The organism is Halomonas sp. NPDC076908 (assembly GCF_050269715.1).
Lineage (GTDB): Bacteria > Pseudomonadota > Gammaproteobacteria > Pseudomonadales > Halomonadaceae > Vreelandella.
The window spans coordinates 69027-89842 of the sequence record NZ_JBNNIW010000010.1 but is presented as its reverse complement, the minus strand read 5'-3'; the positions used below and the strand labels follow the sequence as shown (position 1 = coordinate 89842).

Genomic DNA, 20816 nt, shown 5'->3' with positions numbered 1-20816 from the left:
ATCATGCTACACTGTCGATTCCTAAGCAGCTTACATATCCATTATTTTTTGTCACCACCAGAGCGCAACCGCTCAATCTGAGCCTTCAGCCGCTCAACAACCGCAACATGTTTTTCCTTCAACAATGAATACTGTTCAGCAGTCTTTTGGCGGGCTGCGGTCGCATCCGACAACTTCTCTTTCAAGGTATCGATTCGCGCAATGGCATCCCGATACTTGAGGTTGGCGGAATTCAGCTGATCTTTCGTCTGTCGCAGTTGAAGCAACAGCTTATAGCTGTCTTTTCCTTTGCTGTAATAGTGGTCGATGATCTGATCTTCACCCAATTCATCCCGGTGAATAAAGCAATGGGTGGGCGTTGCGTTGAAGGTATCCCAGTACACATACCCTAACTCCACCAATATCGTGTGCAACGCCTCAAAATCGTCTTCTGCCTGGGCTTCAATGAACAATAATGGCTTATCTTTGGAAATAAGCTTTCTCGCCCCTTCCAAAACATCGAGTTCCATGCCTTCAACATCAGCCTTTATCGCCCGCACCGGTTTGCGAAAGCGGAAAGTGTCCAGTGCGATCACATCGTAGGAATCGTCACCCTCTTCATCAGGGGCAAGCAACTCCAGGGCTTGGGCACCAATATTCTCAGGAAGCAAGTCTACAAACCGGGCTTTGCCCTTGCCCTGCCCTATCGCTTTACAGTGGTGGGTGATCTGGCGTCCCAAACGGTTCAACCGGATACTCTTCTGGAATGCGCTACAAAGCTCCGGGTTCGGCTCGAATGCCCAAACCCTGCAGCCAGCAACCACCGCCAGATACATGCTGTGGTTACCAATATTGGCACCAACATCCAGAACCACCTCACCGGGTTTTAGCAAGCCAGCCATGGCCCGCAACATTTCCAGTTCATAAGGTTCGTGTGTATTGGCCAGCAACCCCTGAATGTAGTCGGTTTGCCAATGGGGCAGAACCATGCGGTAAGCATGGTCATCTACAGAAATCTCAAATACGTTATCGGCCACTTGACCCCCTGGGGTGCATACGCCGGGAATAGCTCATATGCCCAATAAGGCAGTAAGCTTTGCCGAGAGCTCTGGATCATCCGCCTTAACGCCCGCCGGACTAACCTCAAATGCCGGCGGTACATCGGGGCAGGAAGCCAATCGCCAACAAGTTGCAAAAAACTGTTCCGGCTCTCGAGATTCCCAGCTAACAGACATGCATGTTGAAGGCTCGAATTTCAGGTACTCACGTGAAATCCACCCTAATAGCCTCGGCTTTTCCTCTCCGCGGAATACTGACAGTTCAGGTGAACAATCCACACTGCTCGCAGTAGCAAACACCAGGTCTGGCTCACCTTGAAACAAAACCTTTGCAGACTGGCCCGAAACAGCGACCTCCGTTTCCTCACCCAAATGCCACCACAACTGATACCGCCGCATGGCCTCCGTGTGGTTAACCACTTTATCCAACACATCCACGCCAATACCCGGCCGGTAAAACAGAATGCGCTGATGAGTAACCTGCAATCGCTTATGGAAAACCTTTCCAGAGAGTAGCCAGCCGCCGGCACAGGCAACCACCTCTTGAATAGCACTTCCATAACCATCCGCCTTCGAGCGGCTGAAATCCTTACCATCAATCTCCAAGGTGTTATGCGCCCGGGTACTTTGAAAATAAGCGCGCATGTCATCTTTCTGATAACCATACTTGCCGGAATCCCAAAGCCGATAGCGGTTACCTTCCTGCCATACAAACGACAAGCAATCGGCATGCTTATGGCCACTGCTGTGGAAGCTGCCCTGAAAAAACAGGTAATGGGAGTCCGCCAGCGCCACCTCTGGCAAAGAGCGAACTACGCCATAGCCGTCCAGCCAGGCGGCCATGCTCTCTCCCTGAACCTGATGGGGCCACTCACCCAGCCGGCTGTAACGTTTGAGTTTGGCGGCTTCTGCAGAATCGCCGACTGGCGGACAATGCATCGAGGGCGTTACCAGCCACTCTTTGGCAACCTCCGCCCGATCGAACAAGGCGTTTATATCTGCCATATCATCACGCTGCCACCAGGGCGAATCCAGAATCTGCCGGATCTTGGACAAGGCAAAGAAGTGATAGTCGGGCGCGTCTTCGGTGTGGACCCCTTGCTCTCCCAGCTGGCTCAGTAAAATGCTCCGCATATTACTAACCGCAAATTCCGTTGCTGCACTCTGGTTTGGCAAAGTTCGTCCGGTTTTGGCCAATGCATCCAACAACCCCATTAGCCCCTGAAGCTGGGACAATCCATGGTTGCCGTGATTGAGTTCTTCAGGATTGGTGAGATGAGATACATGCTCCGTTACAAGGCACTGAAGCACACCGGGAGCCAACGGCACAACCTCTCCATTCTCTTCGCACCAGTGCACCAGGTAGGCGATCTTCGAAGCGCGCAGCCCGGTGGACATGTCATACCAGTACCAGGGCGTTGCATCAGGGTCCGCCTGATAGAACCGCCACCAATCGCTCATGACCTCGCCGATAAAGGCGACATCATCGGGAGCCATGCGATTGAAGAAGGCATCCAGCATTCGCCAACCATGTAGCTGAAACATCCAGTTTCGGTCGGAGAACGGGTTAGCCGCCCAATCGAAAGGCAGTGAAAAGGGGTAATGGGGAAGATCCTTTCGGCCCAAAGCGACAAAGCCCGCTGATGACAATCCCTGAATAGCTGCATCGGGATTATTGACGACCATTATTTGGAATAAATGCACCTAAAGTCACCTGAGCCCCGGGTTCTGATATTGAGCTTAATTCACTGAGCCGGTATATAAACTCAGGTTGGCACACAGGATCAATAAACCTGCTCCCGAATAAATTTCTATAGAAACTCTCTGGCCGCCAGTAGAGGACAACCCCTATAGCTCATTTGACTTTTACCATCCGGGGCCCTAAACCTAAAAGTTTATTACCGCACCATTTCACCTAGCTCTACAGTCTTTCAAAAAATTATCCTTGAAGATCTCACTTATTGACCCTGACTGCTTAGAAGTATATGAGTCAAGTGAAATTTTATCAGGCATATCAATACCAATGAAGCGCGATATTCTCTCTAATGTAGAACTCGGATTTTCTAACACATCCTCATAATAAACAAAGCAATAGTCTAGCCCCATCCGCACAATAGAATACTCCCACCAAGCATTGTGATTCAGTATCGACTTTAAGCAGGAATCTATTGACTGAAAGTCATATTCGACATCTTCAGCCTCAACAACTGAGGCCTGCGCAGATATCCACTTCCCTGTTTTTTTTGCGATATAAAATGATACGGCCTGAGAGAGCACATCCTTCCTTTTAATATGCAAGTACTTCCCATCACTAAAAAGATTGTCAAATCTTGCCATCCCCCCAATATTTTTCATTTGACTAAAATGAGCCTTAACGCTAAATACTCCGTTAGGGGAGGTTCTTCTATTCTTTATCTCTTCAATAACTTCATCTAAATCACTAACCCCTAGGCGCTCTTTCCACCTCTTAACATTTGCATTGTTAATGTACTCCAATGGAAAACCAAAAGCGCCAGTCTCATATAATGCATGACCGAGCATGTGACTTCCACATCGGGGAGTGGTAGCTAATATTAGGTTTTTTCTTTCACCTCGAAAAACAGGGAAATCATGGCTATTCAAAAATTGGTCTTCGTAAAGATTCATCTTCAACCCTCGCAACTTTTAAAATAATCTTTCATAGCTACATATATATTTTCTTTACACACCCCAACAGCCTCTCTATCAGCACAGAACAAATTATTATCAACCCCCTGCCTGCTTAAATACCTCCCGACTTTTTTATCAAAAGACCTATTTATTGAAGAAAAATAGTCAAAGAATTTAAATTCTCCACCACTATGAAGGCGCCCTTGATCCAACCATACATTCGGAATACCCATAGAGTCAGAAAAAATAAGGCCGTGCAGCCCTTGACTTATAATAAACTCACATTGCTTCATCTTTCTCAAGACTGATCTGTAATCGTCTGTTCTAAAATCAATATACAAAACATCACCAAGAAAAGAAAATTCATCCCCACTTACAATTTTATCAAAGCTACTTATATGAGGAATAACCCCGTATTTATATTTTTTTTCAACATCACCTACATCCAGGTAGGAAACTAGCAACCCTGGATCCCCTACCAAAATATCATCAGGGAAAACCCTAGACAGAAGGTTTTTTGTTAAATATCCTCTCACTAACTTAATGTCTAGCCACTCTCTTTTCTCAACAGGTACCCACGGGTGCATAAACCCTGACCCCATCACCACCATTTTCTTTTTTCGCGCCTTCAAATCATCTCGTTCAAACGCCCATCCCAATATACTTCCTGTACTAATAACATCAGCAGCAGGATAGCTAGATCTGCTAACGTGACAATCAAACAACTCCTCAAAAATAGGGCGTGTGATTTCATCGCCTAGATTATACATACCATCATTAGACTGCCACCAAAAAAGGTCCATAATTTACCGCCGCGATCAATTAAAATTAAGAAATCAATATGAATCTCTTGAGGAAAAACCAAAATTCATTTGATGAATCATTGGGAAATTTAAGGCTCTAGCATCCAAGACAAGTCCTGATAAAAAACGTCTCCGGAAAATTTTTGCTGTTTTTTGAGCTCTACTCTCCGGGTCGATATTGTTGCACACCCCATAAGAACCTAAATGTCCATCTATATGCCCGCAAATATTATCTTTTTCAAATGCTTCTAAAAGCCTCTCTGCACCTTTTCTGGATAGGACATATCCATCTCCACCCCATCCTTTTTGAGTATCTGGTAAATTTTTCAGCCTTTTGCTAACGGGCATCAAACCCTCAACACCAAGACCAAAGGCATCATCTCGAACACTAGACATTCTTTCATTAACAAAAAGAACATCTAATTCTTGATTATTTGAAAGATAATAATAAATGTCGTCAGAAAAGTCATAAAATGGAAGACCATCATCTTCAGTTATGAGCGTAAAATCATTACTTACCGCAGACTCCCACGCTCGCACATGACTTAATGCACACCCTAGAGAGCCTAGCGCGTCATCAAACATTCCCATAGGGTCAACCCGCCCTCTCACAACTCTTGGCAAAGAGCTCCCGAGAACAGCCGGCAAGCGAACAGGCGACAATCCAACATTATCATACACCCCGGTTATTACTTTTTGTTTTCTAACATCACGATCCAGGCTTATGTATAAAACACCTAGACTTGAACCATGATCAAAATAACCAGAAGATAAAGACTTTTTGATTCGACTCTCAAGAATTTTGTGCTCTTTATTGTCGGCAATAATACCAAGCCCCTCAAAAACTCTGTGGGCATCATGATAAAACCCCATATTCAGCAAAGTAGAAACCACTCTGCTTTTAAAGCTTTTTATTTCATATTCTTCACAGTGGCTTAACAACAAGTTTTTAGCTCTTTCAACTCCACCCATTGAAAACAAGGTGTTCGCTAAAATTAATTTTATGTAGATATCTCCAGGATTATCACAAGCAACACTTTCTGCAAACTTTAGCTCTTCCTCACTACCTACATCGGAAAACCTATATGCCATAATTCCTGACTGAAGAAACACCCGTGGGTTTATCTTCCCCCGATACCCCTCTATGAAATGGATGCTTTGAGCCACTCCTTCACTTCGCACCAGCTCTTTCACTTTATTATAAAACGCATCTCTATTTTCGTTAATTTCACTAGCTTTCATAGACTTCCTATAACAAGAAACAAAAGGTTTTGAATAACTAAACTTCGTGTCAGGATAGCACTATATTTAGACTCACATGACCCAACCCATATTTATAATTTACTGAACAAAGAAATCTCTTTAGGAGTTAACTGATCAATACACAAACAGCTTCTAACCCTTTTAGAAGCTGATGAAGAAATAGCTCTGAACAAAGATGCACTCTCTAAAACCGACGCCACTTTATTAGCAACATCAACATAATCTTCAGGTTTCGCTATGACAGCGGAAGTGCTATCAGTAAACTCTGGAATTGCAGCAGTATTATTAGTCACTACGGCAAGCCCAGATGCCATCGCTTCGTCTCTTGACACGCCTTGACTATCCCAGCGAGTCGGACATAGAAAGATACCATACTCTTTATGCAACTGCGCAATCTCGGGCTGCGCAACAAACCTCTTTTCAAGAATCACATTAGGGAAGTCTTTTATGGGTTCAACCGTTTCTTCAAAGAGAGGCCCATCACCAATGATCCGAAACTCTAGCTCATTAAAGTAGGGCTTCTTGCTGAGCTCAACGATCGCAGCTACTGTCAGGTCATTGGCATACTGCCTAGAAGCGAATGGACGTATGGAAAGAATCTTTTTTCGTTGCTCCGCCGGCTTTTCTATGTAATTGAAAAGTTCAGTATTGATCGGGTTGTGTATGACCTGGTACTGGTCCTTGGGAAGATAGAAGCCCAAGTCTTCCATGACTTCGCCGGCAAAATAGCGAGACACAAATATCAATTTCAAATTCGGATGCATCGGCTTGAGGATACCCCGCCAGAAGGCCATGCGCTTCTCACTGGCTTCTTTAGCAGCATCCTCCTGCGCCTGTGTCTGGATATTATACTTACGACGATACCATGGATGAATTTCTGCACCGTGGACCCAGACCGTCACCTTGATGTTGTCGATAAAATTTTCAAGGACAGCCCACATATCCGGATCAAGAAAATGAACCAGAACATGGCGATACCGCCCCGATGCCAGCATGTTTTCCAGTGCATTTTGTGATCCAGTTATCACATCCACATCCTGAAACTCATGCCAGCTTAGCGGCTGATCCTTCTTGAACCTGAATATATCGACATCCGTTCCATACTCTCGATAGGCCTTCACACGACTATGCACAAAGCCATTCTTGTAGAGATCGCCATAACTTGGGTAATTATTGGTTAGTATGAGCACATCGTTTCGACCCATGACATTGGGAGGCGAAAGGTCCTTAGACCCTATCAACAGCCGCTTCACAACTGACTCACCACCTTGATAAATTCGGAAGCCCAACCTCACATTGTCAGCGCCTTCCGGTATCTCCAACAGGTGGTTCTTGTTGGGCGGAACGATGTAGTGATGAAGCCTGCTTCCATCTTTATCGAAGAAAATGATTACAAACGTCAGATTGAGACCGGGTGTCATCTCAAGATGAAGCGGCAACTTTCCCTCTTCAATTTTTCCTTTCCCTATCTCATCCAATGCCAGATTGTTACCATCGCGAATATAGATGTATTCATGCTTACCATCCCCTAGCGTTGAGGTTACTTCCAACCCCTCTTCGGTCAGCGCCATCTGGCTACTGGCCGTGCCGGGGTTGGAGAAAATCTCGTTGAGCTCCCTGGGCGAGAAGCTTGGGATTTGCTCGGCGCTGTTGGTGGCCGGAGCCGTCGTTTCTGCCAGTTTCTCTAGCTCTGCAAGGGGTATACCGGTGTCAAATTCGGCATCGTCTACCTTGGCCTGCAACGCATCCAAGGCGTCACTCCCCATGGCAGATGCACCGCTCAGGCCATCACGGCAGTAGTTGAAGGCATCGATCGCCTGCTGGTTGGCTGCCGTATAGGTCGCTGACTCGATTCCCTTGACCCAAACACTCGCCTGACCAAGCTGCATGCCGGGTGCCAGCGCTGCAGCCCGTAGCGGAAGTTCCGCATCGGCTCGGTAGGCCTGGTCCGCATTCTGTTGCTGAATGCCTTCAGAACCGGCCTGGTAGTAGGCACCCTTGCCGATTACCGGCGCCTCGGTGAAACGCGTCGCCAGGGCCATATCCTGCAGATAGTTGGGGCCGTAGTAATCTTTGGGGCTGAATGCCGCCAACCAGCTACCCGACTTGGCGAGGCGTTTCAGTGCCCTACCCCCCAGGCTTTCCAGGCTCAGGCATTCCGTGTCGATGCCCTCTGGCAGCTGGCCAAGCGTTGCCTCGGCGTCGGCGGTCGTGATGCCTGCCCCCGTGATCACTACCAGCCTGGTCGGCAGATGGTGCTGTCTCGCCACATTGTTCAGGGTGGTGCTCAGCTCCTGAACGCTATTGACCAGGCTGACCACGGTATAGTCAGGTAACGGGTGCTCATGGCGCTTGCCGGTCACCTTGCTGAGGATGTAGTCAAAACGCGCCTGGTAGGTGTGCTCGCTGAGGATCTTGCGCAGCCCGGCGAGGCGGAACTTATCGGCATGCTCGGTACTGCTTTCCAGCTCCTGCAGGCGGCGTACGATCTCGCCGCCACTGTCCGAGGTCAGCACCAGCTCACCGAACAACAGGCGAACGCCTCGCGAGAAGTTACTGACGGTGATGGTATTGCAGCCCAACAGCTCGTACACCCGGCGCGCAAACATGGTCTGCGACTGCTTGATGGAGTTCAGGTTGATCGCATAGCGGTAACCTTTGTAGGCCTTGTCGATCTCGCTGAACGGCAAGGTACCCACGATGTAGGGCTGGTAGTTCTCCGGGAACTGGTAGTTGGGGTCGTCCTTGCCGTAGTTGCGGTCGTAGATCTCCAGCGGCTTGAACTTGGGAAATTCTTCGACGAAGGTTTCGAGATCCCGGGTGCGGTCGGGGTAGCGCACGTAGTAGGCGCCGGCAAAACAAAAGGCGTCCTTGCGCTGGTAGGTTTCCACCGGGTTGGTCAGGGCCGGCTGGCAGGCGAAGGGCAGGAAGTAAACGTTGTCGTGGCCCAGCGCCGCCTTGTAGCGGTGGATGCAGTCAAGGTCGGTAGTGAACACAAAGTCAAACAGCTTGGCCGTGTTCAGGAAGGTCTCGAAGTGGATCGGATCTTCCTTGTTCCAGAACACCGTGGGAATACCGTGCTGGTTGCACCAGCTCACGATACCCTGCACTTCCTGGCTTTTGTGGCCTACCTTGCTGCCCCACAGCTCATCCTTGCCGCGCCATGCGGACTCGATAAACAGCAGCTCCGGCTTGAACTCCTCCAGCTCCTGCTGCCAGTGCTCCGGCGTCAGCTGGAAGAAGTTGGCTTCCGGGCTGTAGGAGCTGTAAGTGAAGTTATCCATGATGCAGGCCACTCTGGGGCCCTTGGTTGCTAGAGGCTCGCCCTTCAGCCCCTTCACCATCGGCTGGACCGCCTGGTTCCACAGGTAGTGACGCTTGATGGCCTCGCGCCCCTTGTCCACCTTTGCCTGACGCGCCTCGGGGGCGGTATTGCGAACCGCCTGAATGGTGTCGGCCAGGGCGTCAGCACTCCCCTTGGCAAACAGCCAGCCCAGTTCTCCATGCTCAAGCAGCTCCGCCTGCGGCGCTACATCGGAGGCGATGACCGGCTTGCCCCAGGCCAGGTATTCCAGCGGCTTGATAGCGCTGACCAGTTCGCATACCGGTAATGGCTTGCGCGGAATCACTGTGGCATCGATCAGACCGAAGTAGTCGCCCAGCACTTCATGGGGAACACGCCCGGTAAAGGTGACACGATCGGCCACGCCTAGCTGCTTGGCGTAGAGAGCCAGCTTCTCAGCAATAGGTTCACTCTTGCCCTGCTCGGGGCGGCTGACAGGACTATAGCCGCCGACTATCAGCGCATGGACGAATTTGCACTGAGGCTTGGCCAGCGCCTCCAGTATCAACTCGAGCCCTTCGTACTCGGTCAAGGCCCCGATATAGCCCACCACGAAAGCATCGTCAGCAATCCCCAGCGACGCTTTCAGTGTTTGGTTCACTGACGGCTGTGGTGATGGCAATTCGGCTACGCTGTTGGGCACCAGCGTAATCCGCTGCCCTGCCACGCCGCGTTTAACCAGCTCTTCGCGCATGAAACGGTTCAGGGTATAGAGCCTGTCTGCGTGATTGCACACCCAGTTTTCATGGTCGTGGTGGCGCATGAAGTCGGGCGTATCGTGCCAGGACGGGTCGCGTGAGATCCGCGAGATTTCCCAAAAACCTCGTACTTCATAATGGAAGGGCAGCCCAAGCCGGCGAGCTGCAATCAGCGCCGGTAGAGCCACTTCATGGTTGGAAGCAGCCAACACCACCTGGGGGCGGTGATCACAGAAAAGCTCTGTAAACCGCTCTGCCATGGCAATGATGCGTTCACGCTCGCTCTGAGGCTTTTCTCCTTTGGCCCAGGCGCTATGGAGATAGCGTACCCCATCGACTTCTACTTCAGAGGCTACTTCACCCTGCGCTACGCCTAGGTCCCAGGGGCGTCCCGGCCGCACGAAGCATAGTGTTTCGAGGCCATGGTGGTTAAGTGCCTGCGCAATGCCTTGGGTACGTATCGCATAGCCATTGCTGGCATAGCTGACCCCATGGCTGACCACATAGGCCACGCGTCCTTCAATAGAATCAACCGGTGCCTTCTCTTGATTGGCCATCTGCTGTGCCAGCTTGAGCAGCGGCCCGATGGTAACGGGCTCGGTAACTGGCAGGGCAACGGGCTCACTCTCTCCGCCCTTTTGTTCCTCTTCCCCCTTCAGCGCCTTGACCATCGGCTCGGTATGGGCGGAGAACAGAAGCTCGGTACTCGGCTTGGGCGCCGGCAGCTTCAGTGACCTCTGAAGGGCTGTGGCCAGGCTTTTGGCACTGCCGGCCTCGAAGCTCACCACGCCGTCAAAATGGTCGGCGTATTCGGCCAGGGGCGCCACGTCAGAAACCACCAAGCGCTTACCGTAGGCCAGGGCCTCGGCGGCCTTCATCGGCGGCACGAGTTGGCATACCGCCAGGGGCTTGCGGGGGATCACCACGGCATCCAGCAGCGCGTAGTAGTCGGCGACCTGCTCATGGGGCACGCGCCCGACCTGAATCAGCCAGGGCGCATCGGCCAGGTTCGCCAGGCGCTGGCTTGCCTGGGTGACGGGCTGGCTATCACCCACCAGCAGCAGCTTGAGCTTTTCGCCGTTTTGCACCAGTTCGGTGCAGGCGTCGAGCAGCACATCCAGACCTTCATAGGGGCTGAAGCTGCCCACATAGCCAATCACTCGCTCGCCTTCGGCGATGCCCAGCTTCTGCTTAAGGGCTGGGTCGGCCGGCTTGCGCTCCGGCAGCTCGCTTACTGCGTTGGGCACCAGCGCAATGCGTGCCGGATCCACATCGCGCCTGGCCAGCTCCGTCTGCATGGGCTGGCCCAGGGTGAAGACTCGCTCGGCCTGACGGGCGACGAAGGCGTCACGCTCGGCCTCGGCCTTGAACTCCGGGGTATTGGCGTAGCCCGGCTCGCGGCCTTCGCGGGAGAGCTCCCAGAAGCCACGCACTTCACTGTAAAACGGCAGGCCAAGCTGTTTGGCTGCTACCCAGGCCGGTAAACCACTTATCCAGTTAGACGCTGCCAGTACCGCGCTGGGGCGGTAAATACGGAACAGGGTAACCAAGCGCTTTACGCTGGCAGCCATGTGAGCGGCGTCCCCCTGTGGTACTTCGCCCTTTAGCCAGCGGGTATGAATATAGCGTACGCCTTCAAGCGTTGTTTCTGGTTCAATTTGCATGGGTGCTTGTTGAAGTTCCCATGGGCGGCCTGGGCGTACAAAACACAAGGCTTCCAAGCCGTGATCATTCAGCGCTTTGGCAATACCCTGCGTGCGAATGGCATAACCATTACTGGCATAACTTTGGCCATGGCTCACCACATAGGCAATACGCCCTTCAATAGGTTGAGCAATGGGCGTTGATGTTTGACTGGCTAAGCGTTGAGCGTGGTTGAGCAGATCGTCCATAATGTTCCGGTGCGTGGTAAATGGAGAATGACTGAGTGACGTGTGAGGACGTTTACCCTAAAAGCCCTACTGCGTCGATCACACTTTCTTTAGCACGCACCTTTTCTACGTTCTGAATAAAGCCTTTGTGTTTTACCAGCACACACATCACATCTGCCTGGGTGAGCGCTTCTTCCAAAGTGGCTAGGGTAGTGTTTTCACCCTGTAGCTTTTCCGGCAGTTTAGTGATATTGGGTTCTACCACTTGTAAACGGCAGCCAAGGGCGGCAACTTGCTCTGCAATGCCTAGGGCGGGGCTTTCGCGCAGGTCGTCGATATCCGGTTTAAACGCCACACCCAGGCAGGCTACGGTTAGGTCGCTACGACGTGCTTTGGGGTTTTGCTGGTGGTAAGCCTCTAACGCCTCTTTCACCCGGCCTAATACCCATTGGGGCTTGGCGTCGTTAACTTCACGGGCGGCACGCACAATCTTGGCTTGCTCTGGGCAGGCATCTACAATAAACCAGGGGTCTACGGCAATGCAGTGACCACCTACGCCAGCGCCTGGGGTCAAAATATTGACACGCGGATGGCGGTTGGCCAGGGTAATCAGTTCCCACACATTAATATCTAGCTCATGGCAGATGGTGGAAAGCTCATTGGCAAAGGCAATATTTACATCGCGGAAGCTGTTTTCAGTGAGCTTGGCCATTTCAGCGGTGCGTGCGGTCGTTGCAACGCACTCGCCTTCTACTACAATTTTGTAAAGCGAGCAGGCGACTTCCGCACACTTGGGTGTCATACCGCCAATCACGCGGTCGTTTTCGACTAACTCACGAATGACATGGCCAGGTAGCACGCGCTCGGGGCAGTGGGCAATGCGAATATCGGAAGCTTCGCCATGAGTTTGGGGGAACGTCAGGTCTGGGCGAGCTTCCGCTAACCAGGCGGCCATCTGTTCAGTAGCGCCTACCGGGCTGGTAGATTCCAATACCACCAGGTTACCGGGCTTAAGCACCTTAGCCACGGCTTTGCTGGCGGCTTCAATATAGCTTAAATCTGCCTTGTGGTTTTGGCCATTTTCATCGGTATGAAACGGCGTGGGCACGGCAACCAGAAAGGCATCGGCAGGTTCTGGCGCGGTGGTCGCGCGCAGGTAACCTTCTTTTACTGCTGCGTGAACAATCATGTCCAGTTCTGGTTCAACAATGTGGATTTCGCCATTGTTGATGGTGTCAACGGCATGTTGATTTACATCAACACCGATAACGTTCTGCTTGCGGGAAGCAAAAACAGCAGCAGTAGGTAAGCCAATGTAGCCCAGGCCAATCATGGAGATAGTGTCGAATTTCATAAATTGATCCGTGAATAGTAAATAGTGAGCGCTTCGCTGTGAGGGGTAAGCGCACTTGGCGCTGATATGGGGTTTCCCCTCACTCTTTTCTTTTACCGCTTATCGCGCCGCGAGGGCGTCGCGGATGCGTTCGCAGGCTTTGCCGTCACCGTAGGGGTTGTGGGCATAACTCATAGCGGTGTAGGCGTCGTTATCGGTTAACAGCCGGGTTAGCTCGCTGGTAATAGTCGCCACATCGGTGCCCACCAGTTTAACAGTGCCTGCTTCAACGGCTTCGGGGCGCTCGGTAGTATCACGCATAACCAACACAGGCTTGCCTAACGAGGGCGCTTCTTCCTGAATGCCGCCAGAATCTGTGAGGATAATGTGAGCGCGATTCATCAGGTAAACAAACGGCAGATAGTCCTGCGGCTCAATCAGGTGAACGTTATCTACCTTGGCTAACAGGCGATTAACCGGCTCCCGGACGTTAGGGTTGAGGTGTACTGGGTAGAGGATCTGGGTATCCGGATGGCGCTCGGCGGTATCCGCCAGGGCTTGGCAGATGCGTTCAAACCCACCGCCAAAGCTTTCACGGCGGTGGCCAGTCACTAGAATCAGGCGCTTGCTTTCATCCAGCATTGGGAATCGCTTGGCCTGTTCAGCGGCTAGCGCCTGGTGTGTGTCAAGCTTATGAGCCACTTCTAGCAGCGCATCAATCACGGTATTGCCGGTTACGTGAATGGTGGCGGGGTCAATGCCTTCATTCAGTAAGTTTTGCTGCGAGGTAGCCGTAGGAGCAAAATGAACTGCCGCCAGCGCACCAGTAAGCTTGCGGTTACCTTCTTCCGGCCAAGGGGAGTACAGGTTGCCGGTACGTAGGCCTGCTTCAACATGTCCGACGGGGATCTGCTGGTAGTAACACGCTAGGGTGGTGGCAAACGTCGTCGCGGTGTCGCCATGCACAAGCACGATATCGGGTTTAAAGTCTTCCAGGACCGCTTTAAGCCCTTGGAGAATACCGCAGGTAACGTCGTTGAGATCCTGCCCTGGCTTCATAATATCCAGGTCATAGTCTGGGGTAAGTTCGAATAACGCGAGCACCTGATCCAGCATTTCACGATGCTGGGCAGTCACACATACACGGGCTTCAAAACGCTCATCCATGATTAGCTGCAATGCAAGCGGCGCCATTTTAATGGCTTCTGGGCGTGTACCGAATACAGTGAGTACTTTCATTCCTTGCCTTCCATTCAATTATCGATCCAATGTGCAATCTGGGTCTAGTGCCTTGATAGCCTTATAGCGTGTTTTCTCGCCAATTATCCTACTTTTCACCTTAACCAGCATCTTGCAGGCGGTATTCCAATTCCTGGCAACGCCGATAGTAGTGCTCCAATAGTTCCTGAGTTTCTGCTAGTTGCTGAGCAACAGGCATTGCGTCGGCGCTTTTGGGTGCACTTTTGAACACTTGATTCGGTTGCTGTAACCGTTGTTCACAAATTTGAATATTAATATCAAATAGTTGTTGGCCATAGTGGTAGGCCGCCTGTTGATACAAGCTTATCGCGTTTTGGTAATCGCCTTGGTTGAAGGCATTATGTGCGCGTTTAACGAGGTCTTTTTCCATAAAATTGGCTCGTGAGTAGTGAATAGTGAGTGGTGAATAGTGAGTGGTGAATAGTGAGTGGTGAATAGTGAGTAGTGAGACTACTGCTTGGAGTCCCTTCGCTTTGTCTCTTTTATCGCCGTTAACGCTAATCTTGAGACTTGGCCTCTCACTTGTACGCTCTTCTATGTCTAACCTTCCACTCTGAGGCTGTGAGTATCGGGTAGTGTTAGCCATTGAGCTGGGCGTTGGCGGGTTTCTAGCAGCGCACCCCAGCGGGTGGTTAGCTCGCTTTCCTGCGGGTAGTCACTGCCTTCCAAGACGACATCCAGTCGCTGCGTGGGTAGCTGCTTCAGTAGTAGCGGCAAGGCCACTTCTCGACTGTGACCTGCTTCAGGTAGCGTTTCTCCTACAATGACCAATACGCGGGCATCTTCTGGCAACCATTGATTAAGGCGCTGTAACGTGCTGTCTGCTGCGTAAAACAGTGCTGTTTGGTCATTGGCTTGGCACTCCCCCCACGGGGCGTAAACCACATTCACCGCGTGACTAAGGCGCTTGTTGTTTAGGCTCGCTTTCAACTCATTACTGACCGTTTTCTGGTGATGAATGCTCACGATGGTTTGCGGTAAGTCATCATGAGAAAGTGTCACCTCATTATGCGCCTCTTGCGGCTGGCCGTTTTGCCCCATTAGCCGTGGTTGCTCTGCCCGAGCATTGATAATGCTCTGGGCAAGTAACTCTGTCGTGTGCGTACCACCGAAGATCACCACCACATCATGATGCTGGGTATCATAGTATTCTAGCAGCGCCATCGCGTAACCGGGCGCAAGCGGGGTACTCACAGGGCGCTGCCCATATTGCAGATAGTGGGTCAGCGCTTGTTCATCACGCTGCTGGCGTGCGCTTCGGGTAACATGCTGGCCAAGCGCGCTGGTCGTTTGTTGAATGTAGCTGCGCTGCTCGCCAAACAGTGATTCCAACTTACTTTCTAACTGTCCAAACCGTTCGTTACTTTGCTTTAACGTCGCTAGCTGTTCGTTGAGCTGGCTGATGATGGTGTCTTTTTCAGCTAGCTGCTGTTGGGTATCCGCTAGCTTATCTTCAGCTTCTTCATGCTGCTTTTTGCGATTGGCAAAGTAGCGCTGGTAATTCTCGCTCTCTTCTTCACTAAGCGTTAATTTTTCTTGAAGGCTTTCCATTTGAGCCTGCTGCGTTGTTAGCTGCGCTTGCAGTGTCTTAATTTGCTCGGCGCCCTCTTCTGCTTGCTGCTTGCGGGCCATAAACCACGCGTGAGTTTCTTCCAGCTTTTTCTGTGCTTGCTGCCCGGCTTGCTCGGCACTTTGTAACTGCTGTTCTACATCTTCATAGCTCTGTGTTACATCTTTAAGTCTTTGCTCACTTTCCTGGTGCTCTTTTTGATGCTGCTGGCTCGCCTTGGCCGCTTGACTTAGCTGTTTCTTCAGTGCGTCGCGCTCTTCAGTAAGTTGGCTTAGCTGAATATCGCGCTCGGCCAATTGGGCGTCTTTTTCTTCCAGCTGCTGCTGAGCTTGTTGGTCACGCTGCTTACTGTGCTGTTCTGTTTCTTCGAGTGTTTCCTTTAGTGTGTCGCACTCTTGAGTCAGCTGTTCAAGCTGACTAGCGCGCTCTAGCAACTGAGTATCTTTTTCTTTCAGTTGGGCCGCTTTTTCTTCCAGCTGTTGCTGGGTTTGCTGTGCGTTTTGCTTGCTGTTTTGCTCAGTTTCATCAAGCACATTTTGCAGGGTGTCTCGTTCTGCACTTAGCTGGCTAAGCTGGGCTTCACGTTCGGCCAACCTCACAAGGGTGTCTTTTAGCTTGTGATGAAGCGGGTTGCGTGCAAACCCAAGAAGGAAAAAATCCGGGTCCTCTTCAGCATCTTGAGCAACCACTTCAAACCCTTGCTGTTCGCACCATTGGGTTAGTTCAACGCTAGTTGCCATCCCTTCGTACAGGCGCAGTGGGCTAGTGCGTACCCACAGTTGGGTTAATTGGCCCAGTAAACCTGAATGCTCAAACGCTTGGAGCAAGCTTAGGGCAATTTCCGGCTGCTCAATAATCAAATGTGTGAGCGTTGCCTGGCTCAAGCCAGCCTGCTTTAACGCCTGCGGCAACGTTTGGGTGTCTACTGATTGGTGGCGAGCCTTGCCCAGCCCTGGATATAGGCTAGTTAACTCACTAACAGGGGCCAAGCTGTTGAAGTCTTTCAGCGTATAGACATAGCAAACAGCCTCTCCACCAGGGGGAGTCACGGGTTGTTCCGCAACGTGCAGCGTAGACAGGGTTTGCGCTAACGCCTGCTGCCGCTCTGGCATTGGGGAAAGAGGGGCCAATAGTGTGACGAGGTTCACATGCTTTAGCAGCGTTTCGCTCTCTTCACGGAGCGGACCAATATGTACTAGCAAGTCAACATTCTGGCTCATGCATTAGCCCCCTTCGCTATTGTTTGAAGTGCTGACAATTGGTAGTGAGGTGGATGTATCTCGCGATTTTCCTCTTTCCCATAGTGAAGGTAATGCAGTAGTGGATGCTGACCAGAGGCAGCAACGTCTTCATAATGGGTAAGATAAAACTCCGTACTAAACAGTGGCCCTGGGTGGCGTCCATCAATGGCGCCAAACTTGATGAAATGCTCGGCAGGCTGGATATTGGCCTGAGCCACATCGGGGTATTGTGCGCAGTACCAGTCAGCATCGAACAGTGAACTGGCTTCTAGCGCAGCTATCTGTTTAGGTAGTGCCTTCTTGTAGCCGCGGCTTGAGCGATATGCCGCTATAGCATGGCGCTGTGCATGGACTCGTAACCACTGCACCAAGCGTTCCAGCCGATGTATACGCTGCTCACTTTCCGTGCGCAATGTATTAAGCTCTGATTGGTGCTTTTCCAGCTGCTGACGGAGATATGCTTGATCTGAAGCGCTTTTCACCAGCTCTTGTTGGTTCGTGGATAGCTGTTCAGGCAGTGTTTGCTGTTCTATATACAGTGATTCGTATGCCTGCTGAGTCTGCTGCAGGGTACTCAGCAGTTGCGCACTTTCATTCTGAACTGTATTCAGCGCTTGCTGGCTGGCCTCTTTTTCTTTCTGCTGAGAATCGAAAGCCTGGTTGAGCGCTTCGTTTTCTTGTTTCAGCACCTGAAGCTGCTGCTCCCGCTCTTGCAAGCGTTCCTCATCCTGCTTTTCTTTCTGCTGGGAATCGAAAGCCTGGTTGAGCGCTTCATTTTCTTGCTTCAGCACCTGAAGCTGCTGCTCCCGCTCTTGCAAGCGTTCCTCACCCTGCTTGGCTATTTCGCGCTGAACTTGAAGCTCATTGGTTCGTTCAGCTACAACCTGCTGAGTGTTTTGAAGCTGTTGTAGCAACAGAGCGTGCTCATCCTGCTTTTCTTTCTGCTGGGAATCAAAAGCCTGTTTGAGCGCTTCGTGTTCTTGTTTCAGCACCTGAAGCTGCTGCTCCCGCTCTTGCAAGCGTTCCTCGTCCTGCTTGGCTATTTCGCCCTGAACTTGAAGCTCATTGGTTCGTTCAGTTACAACCTGCTGAGCGTTTTGAAGCTGTTGTAGCAACAGAGTGTGCTCATCCTGCTTTTCTTTCTGTTGAGAATCGAAAGCCTGCTTGAGAGCTTTGTTCTCTTGCTTCAGAGATTGGGCATTTTGCTGAGCAACGTCTTGCTTTTCACGCTGAGCATCCCGAGCCTGCTCGAGAGCTTCATTTTCTTGCTTCAGCACCTGAAGCTGCTGCTCCCGCTCTTGCAAGCGTTCCTCATCCTGCTTGGCTATTTCGCGCTGAACTTGAAGCTCATTGGTTCGTTCAGCCACAACCTGCTGAATGTTTTGAAGCTGTTGTAGCAACAGAGTGTGCTCATCCCGAGCCCTGCTAAGTTCACCTTTCAGTCGGGCAATATGCTGTTGTTGACGCTCTTGGGAGGCGTCTGCCTCTTGTAGCGCACGCCCAGTGCGTCGTCCTTGCTCACTTTCTGCTTGCCGCGCATGATACTCACCCAGTGCCGCTTGAGTTACTTCCGTCTCACCGTTTTCCTCAACCGGACACTCTTGGCTGCTGGCTACCAGATAAGCGAGGGTATCTCTTAAGGATTGAGATTGACTGCTCATATAGGCTGCTGCTAGCTGATAAATCGCGTTATCACAGCGGCCTAATAGGGGGGCTTTAACGGCCTTTAATTCACAGCCAGGCAGGTAGCCAACCAACGTTACTTGGCGGCGGGCTGTGCGAAAAAGTGCCAGCAAACGCTTGGCTTGTGCCAACCAATCATTTAGCGCTTCTTCACCTGCCACCCCATTTGCCAAGCTAGCTGCCAGCCAGGCATCAGGCTGCGGCCAAGCGATAACGCACTCATTCTTCGTATCTTTTTTCAGCCAATTTTTAAGTGACGCTAGCGCTTCTTCATTAAGTGTATCAATCACTAGAAATTGGTTTTCAGCGTTACTGGTTTTGTCAGTATGAGGCTGCCCTTTCGCGATATCACTTAACGTTATTTCTATCGCGCTTTGTTCGCGCACGTCGGCATTTGATTCCGCCTTAAATTTGTTTATTCCTACGTACACGGCTAAAGACATGATATGGGTAACTCCATTTACTTCTATGGTCATTAATTTTAATCAAAACGTGGGGCGTCTGAAAAATTTACGCCATGCTGATCTTTGGATGACAACGCAGGCAGCCGACTATTTGCCAGCGGCCATTTAATCCCTATGGCGGGGTCATCCCAGCGTAGCGATACTTCATCCCCTGGGGCGTAGTAGTCCGTACACTTATACTGGAATTCTGCTTTTTCACTTGTCACGTAAAAACCATGAGCAAACCCCGGTGGTACCCACAGCATTTGCTTGTTCTCTTCGCTGAGCATAGCACCTACCCATTGGCCGAATGTGGGCGAGCTTTTGCGCATATCGACGGCCACATCGAACACTTCACCACGAGTGACCCGCACGAGTTTTCCCTGGGGTTGATGCAACTGGTAATGCAAGCCGCGCAAAATGCCCTGAGCCGATTGGCTATGGTTATCTTGCACAAACTGATAGTTGCCGCAGTGGGCTTCAAATTCATTTTGGCGAAAGGTTTCCATAAAGAAACCCCGTTCATCGCCGAAAACGTTAGGGGTAAGAAGAACGACATCTGGTATGGCGAGTTTTTCGTAGTGCATGGCTAAACCGTCAATGGTGAATAGTGAGTGGTGAATTGTGGGAGTCGAGTGATGATAGCCATGGGCTTACTACTCACCCCTCACTACTCACTTTTTACTTCTTAAAAGACGTTGCAGGTATTGGCCGTATTGGGTTTTAGCCAGCGGCTTGGCAAGTTCTACCAAGCGCTCATCGCTGATCCAGCCGTTTTGCCAAGCGATCTCTTCCAGGCAGGCGATTTTGAGGCCTTGGCGATGCTCAATGGTTTGTACGTACTGACTCGCTTCCAACAGGCTATCGTGGGTGCCTGTGTCCAGCCAGGCAAAACCACGCCCCAGGCGTTCGACGTTTAGGTCACCCCGCTTAAGATACGCGTTATTGATGCTGGTAATTTCAAGCTCGCCGCGCTCAGAGGGTTCAACCGCTTTAGCGATGTCTACTACGTCATTATCGTAAAAATAAAGGCCGGTAACGGCATAGGCAGACTTGGGTTTTTTAGGCTTTTCTTCTATCGAGATTGCTTTGCCCGCCTCATCGAACTCTACAACGCCAAAGCGTTCAGGGTCTTTTACCAGGTAGCCAAACACTGTGGCGCCGTTAGGCTGCGTACTGGCTCGTTTAAGCTGGTCTGAAAAGTGCTGGCCGTGAAAGATGTTATCGCCCAACACAAGACAAACCGGGCTCTTTTCGATGAATGCTTCGCCAATGATAAAGGCTTGCGCCAGGCCATCGGGCGATGGCTGCTCGGCGTATTCAAATTGCAGGCCGAAGTCTTCGCCACTGCCAAGAAGGTTTTTATATTGGGGCAGGTCTTCTGGCGTAGAAATAATTAAAATTTCACGTATGCCTGCCAGCATCAGCACCGAGATCGAATAATAAATCATCGGCTTGTCATAAACAGGCAACAACTGCTTTGACACCCCCCGGGTTATGGGGTGCAAACGTGTACCAGAACCACCCGCCAGAATAATGCCTTTTCTTTGTGAGGCGTGAGGGGTGAGGGGTGAGGTATTCATTCCTGAAATCCTGATTTTATGAGGTGTAATGTTTGGGGT

At 50.9% G+C, this 20816-nt stretch carries 13 protein-coding genes; all 13 read right to left on the bottom strand.

The annotated features are described in order from the left end of the window. Positions 1 to 41 precede the first annotated feature (41 nt). Complete coding sequence (locus ACQKE4_RS08025) at positions 42 to 1016, bottom strand: FkbM family methyltransferase (protein WP_427387733.1); 975 nt, start codon at positions 1014 to 1016, stop codon at positions 42 to 44. A 33-nt stretch (positions 1017 to 1049) separates the two neighbouring features. Continuing rightward, the gene (locus ACQKE4_RS08020; RefSeq protein ID WP_427387732.1) at positions 1050 to 2741 is read right to left on the bottom strand and encodes a heparinase II/III family protein; all 1692 of its coding nucleotides are present in this window, start codon (positions 2739 to 2741) and stop codon (positions 1050 to 1052) included. 207 nt (positions 2742 to 2948) lie between these two features. Continuing rightward, complete coding sequence (locus tag ACQKE4_RS08015) at positions 2949 to 3683, bottom strand: Stf0 family sulfotransferase (protein WP_427387730.1); 735 nt, start codon at positions 3681 to 3683, stop codon at positions 2949 to 2951. A 2-nt stretch (positions 3684 to 3685) separates the two neighbouring features. Next, positions 3686 to 4489: a polysaccharide pyruvyl transferase family protein gene (locus ACQKE4_RS08010; protein ID WP_427387729.1), complete on the bottom strand. Its 804-nt coding sequence runs from the start codon at positions 4487 to 4489 to the stop codon at positions 3686 to 3688. 33 nt (positions 4490 to 4522) lie between these two features. After that, the gene (locus ACQKE4_RS08005) at positions 4523 to 5731 is read right to left on the bottom strand and encodes a glycosyltransferase family 25 protein (RefSeq protein ID WP_427387727.1); all 1209 of its coding nucleotides are present in this window, start codon (positions 5729 to 5731) and stop codon (positions 4523 to 4525) included. A gap of 92 nt (positions 5732 to 5823) precedes the next feature. Continuing rightward, the gene (locus tag ACQKE4_RS08000) at positions 5824 to 11685 is read right to left on the bottom strand and encodes a glycosyltransferase (protein ID WP_427387726.1); all 5862 of its coding nucleotides are present in this window, start codon (positions 11683 to 11685) and stop codon (positions 5824 to 5826) included. A 52-nt stretch (positions 11686 to 11737) separates the two neighbouring features. Continuing rightward, complete coding sequence (wecC, locus tag ACQKE4_RS07995; RefSeq protein ID WP_427387725.1) at positions 11738 to 13018, bottom strand: UDP-N-acetyl-D-mannosamine dehydrogenase; 1281 nt, start codon at positions 13016 to 13018, stop codon at positions 11738 to 11740. Between the two features lie 99 nt (positions 13019 to 13117). Beyond that, positions 13118 to 14236 carry a non-hydrolyzing UDP-N-acetylglucosamine 2-epimerase gene (gene wecB, locus ACQKE4_RS07990; RefSeq protein ID WP_427387724.1) on the bottom strand — a complete coding sequence of 373 codons (1119 nt, stop codon included), beginning with the start codon at positions 14234 to 14236 and terminating at the stop codon, positions 13118 to 13120. A 100-nt stretch (positions 14237 to 14336) separates the two neighbouring features. Continuing rightward, positions 14337 to 14627, bottom strand: coding sequence for a hypothetical protein (locus tag ACQKE4_RS07985; RefSeq protein ID WP_427387723.1), 291 nt, complete (start codon positions 14625 to 14627; stop codon positions 14337 to 14339). 170 nt (positions 14628 to 14797) lie between these two features. After that, entirely contained in the window at positions 14798 to 17047 is a 2250-nt protein-coding gene (locus ACQKE4_RS07980) for a hypothetical protein (RefSeq protein WP_427387722.1), read from the bottom strand. Next, positions 17044 to 19194 (bottom strand): hypothetical protein, encoded by a 2151-nt coding sequence (locus ACQKE4_RS07975; RefSeq protein WP_427387721.1) that lies wholly within the window; start codon positions 19192 to 19194, stop codon positions 17044 to 17046. Before ACQKE4_RS07975 ends, ACQKE4_RS07980 begins: the two co-directional genes overlap by 4 nt. Before the next feature lie 38 nt (positions 19195 to 19232). Next, on the bottom strand, positions 19233 to 19781 hold the full coding sequence (gene rfbC, locus ACQKE4_RS07970) for a dTDP-4-dehydrorhamnose 3,5-epimerase (protein WP_427387720.1): 549 nt from the start codon (positions 19779 to 19781) through the stop codon (positions 19233 to 19235). Positions 19782 to 19868: 87 nt separating this feature from the next. Continuing rightward, entirely contained in the window at positions 19869 to 20777 is a 909-nt protein-coding gene (gene rfbA, locus ACQKE4_RS07965) for a glucose-1-phosphate thymidylyltransferase RfbA (protein ID WP_427387719.1), read from the bottom strand. Positions 20778 to 20816: the final 39 nt, after the last annotated feature.

Bases quoted from the DNA above. Each gene is read 5' to 3' on its own strand.
- ACQKE4_RS08015 (WP_427387730.1), bottom strand. From the start codon at position 3,683: ATGAATCTTTACGAAGACCAATTTTTGAATAGCCATGATTTCCCTGTT.
- ACQKE4_RS08010 (WP_427387729.1), bottom strand. From the start codon at position 4,489: ATGGACCTTTTTTGGTGGCAGTCTAATGATGGTATGTATAATCTAGGC.
- ACQKE4_RS08005 (WP_427387727.1), bottom strand. From the start codon at position 5,731: ATGAAAGCTAGTGAAATTAACGAAAATAGAGATGCGTTTTATAATAAA.
- ACQKE4_RS08000 (WP_427387726.1), bottom strand. From the start codon at position 11,685: ATGGACGATCTGCTCAACCACGCTCAACGCTTAGCCAGTCAAACATCA.
- wecC (WP_427387725.1), bottom strand. From the start codon at position 13,018: ATGAAATTCGACACTATCTCCATGATTGGCCTGGGCTACATTGGCTTA.
- wecB (WP_427387724.1), bottom strand. From the start codon at position 14,236: ATGAAAGTACTCACTGTATTCGGTACACGCCCAGAAGCCATTAAAATG.
- ACQKE4_RS07985 (WP_427387723.1), bottom strand. From the start codon at position 14,627: ATGGAAAAAGACCTCGTTAAACGCGCACATAATGCCTTCAACCAAGGC.
- ACQKE4_RS07980 (WP_427387722.1), bottom strand. From the start codon at position 17,047: ATGAGCCAGAATGTTGACTTGCTAGTACATATTGGTCCGCTCCGTGAA.
- ACQKE4_RS07975 (WP_427387721.1), bottom strand. From the start codon at position 19,194: ATGTCTTTAGCCGTGTACGTAGGAATAAACAAATTTAAGGCGGAATCA.
- rfbC (WP_427387720.1), bottom strand. From the start codon at position 19,781: ATGCACTACGAAAAACTCGCCATACCAGATGTCGTTCTTCTTACCCCT.
- rfbA (WP_427387719.1), bottom strand. From the start codon at position 20,777: ATGAATACCTCACCCCTCACCCCTCACGCCTCACAAAGAAAAGGCATT.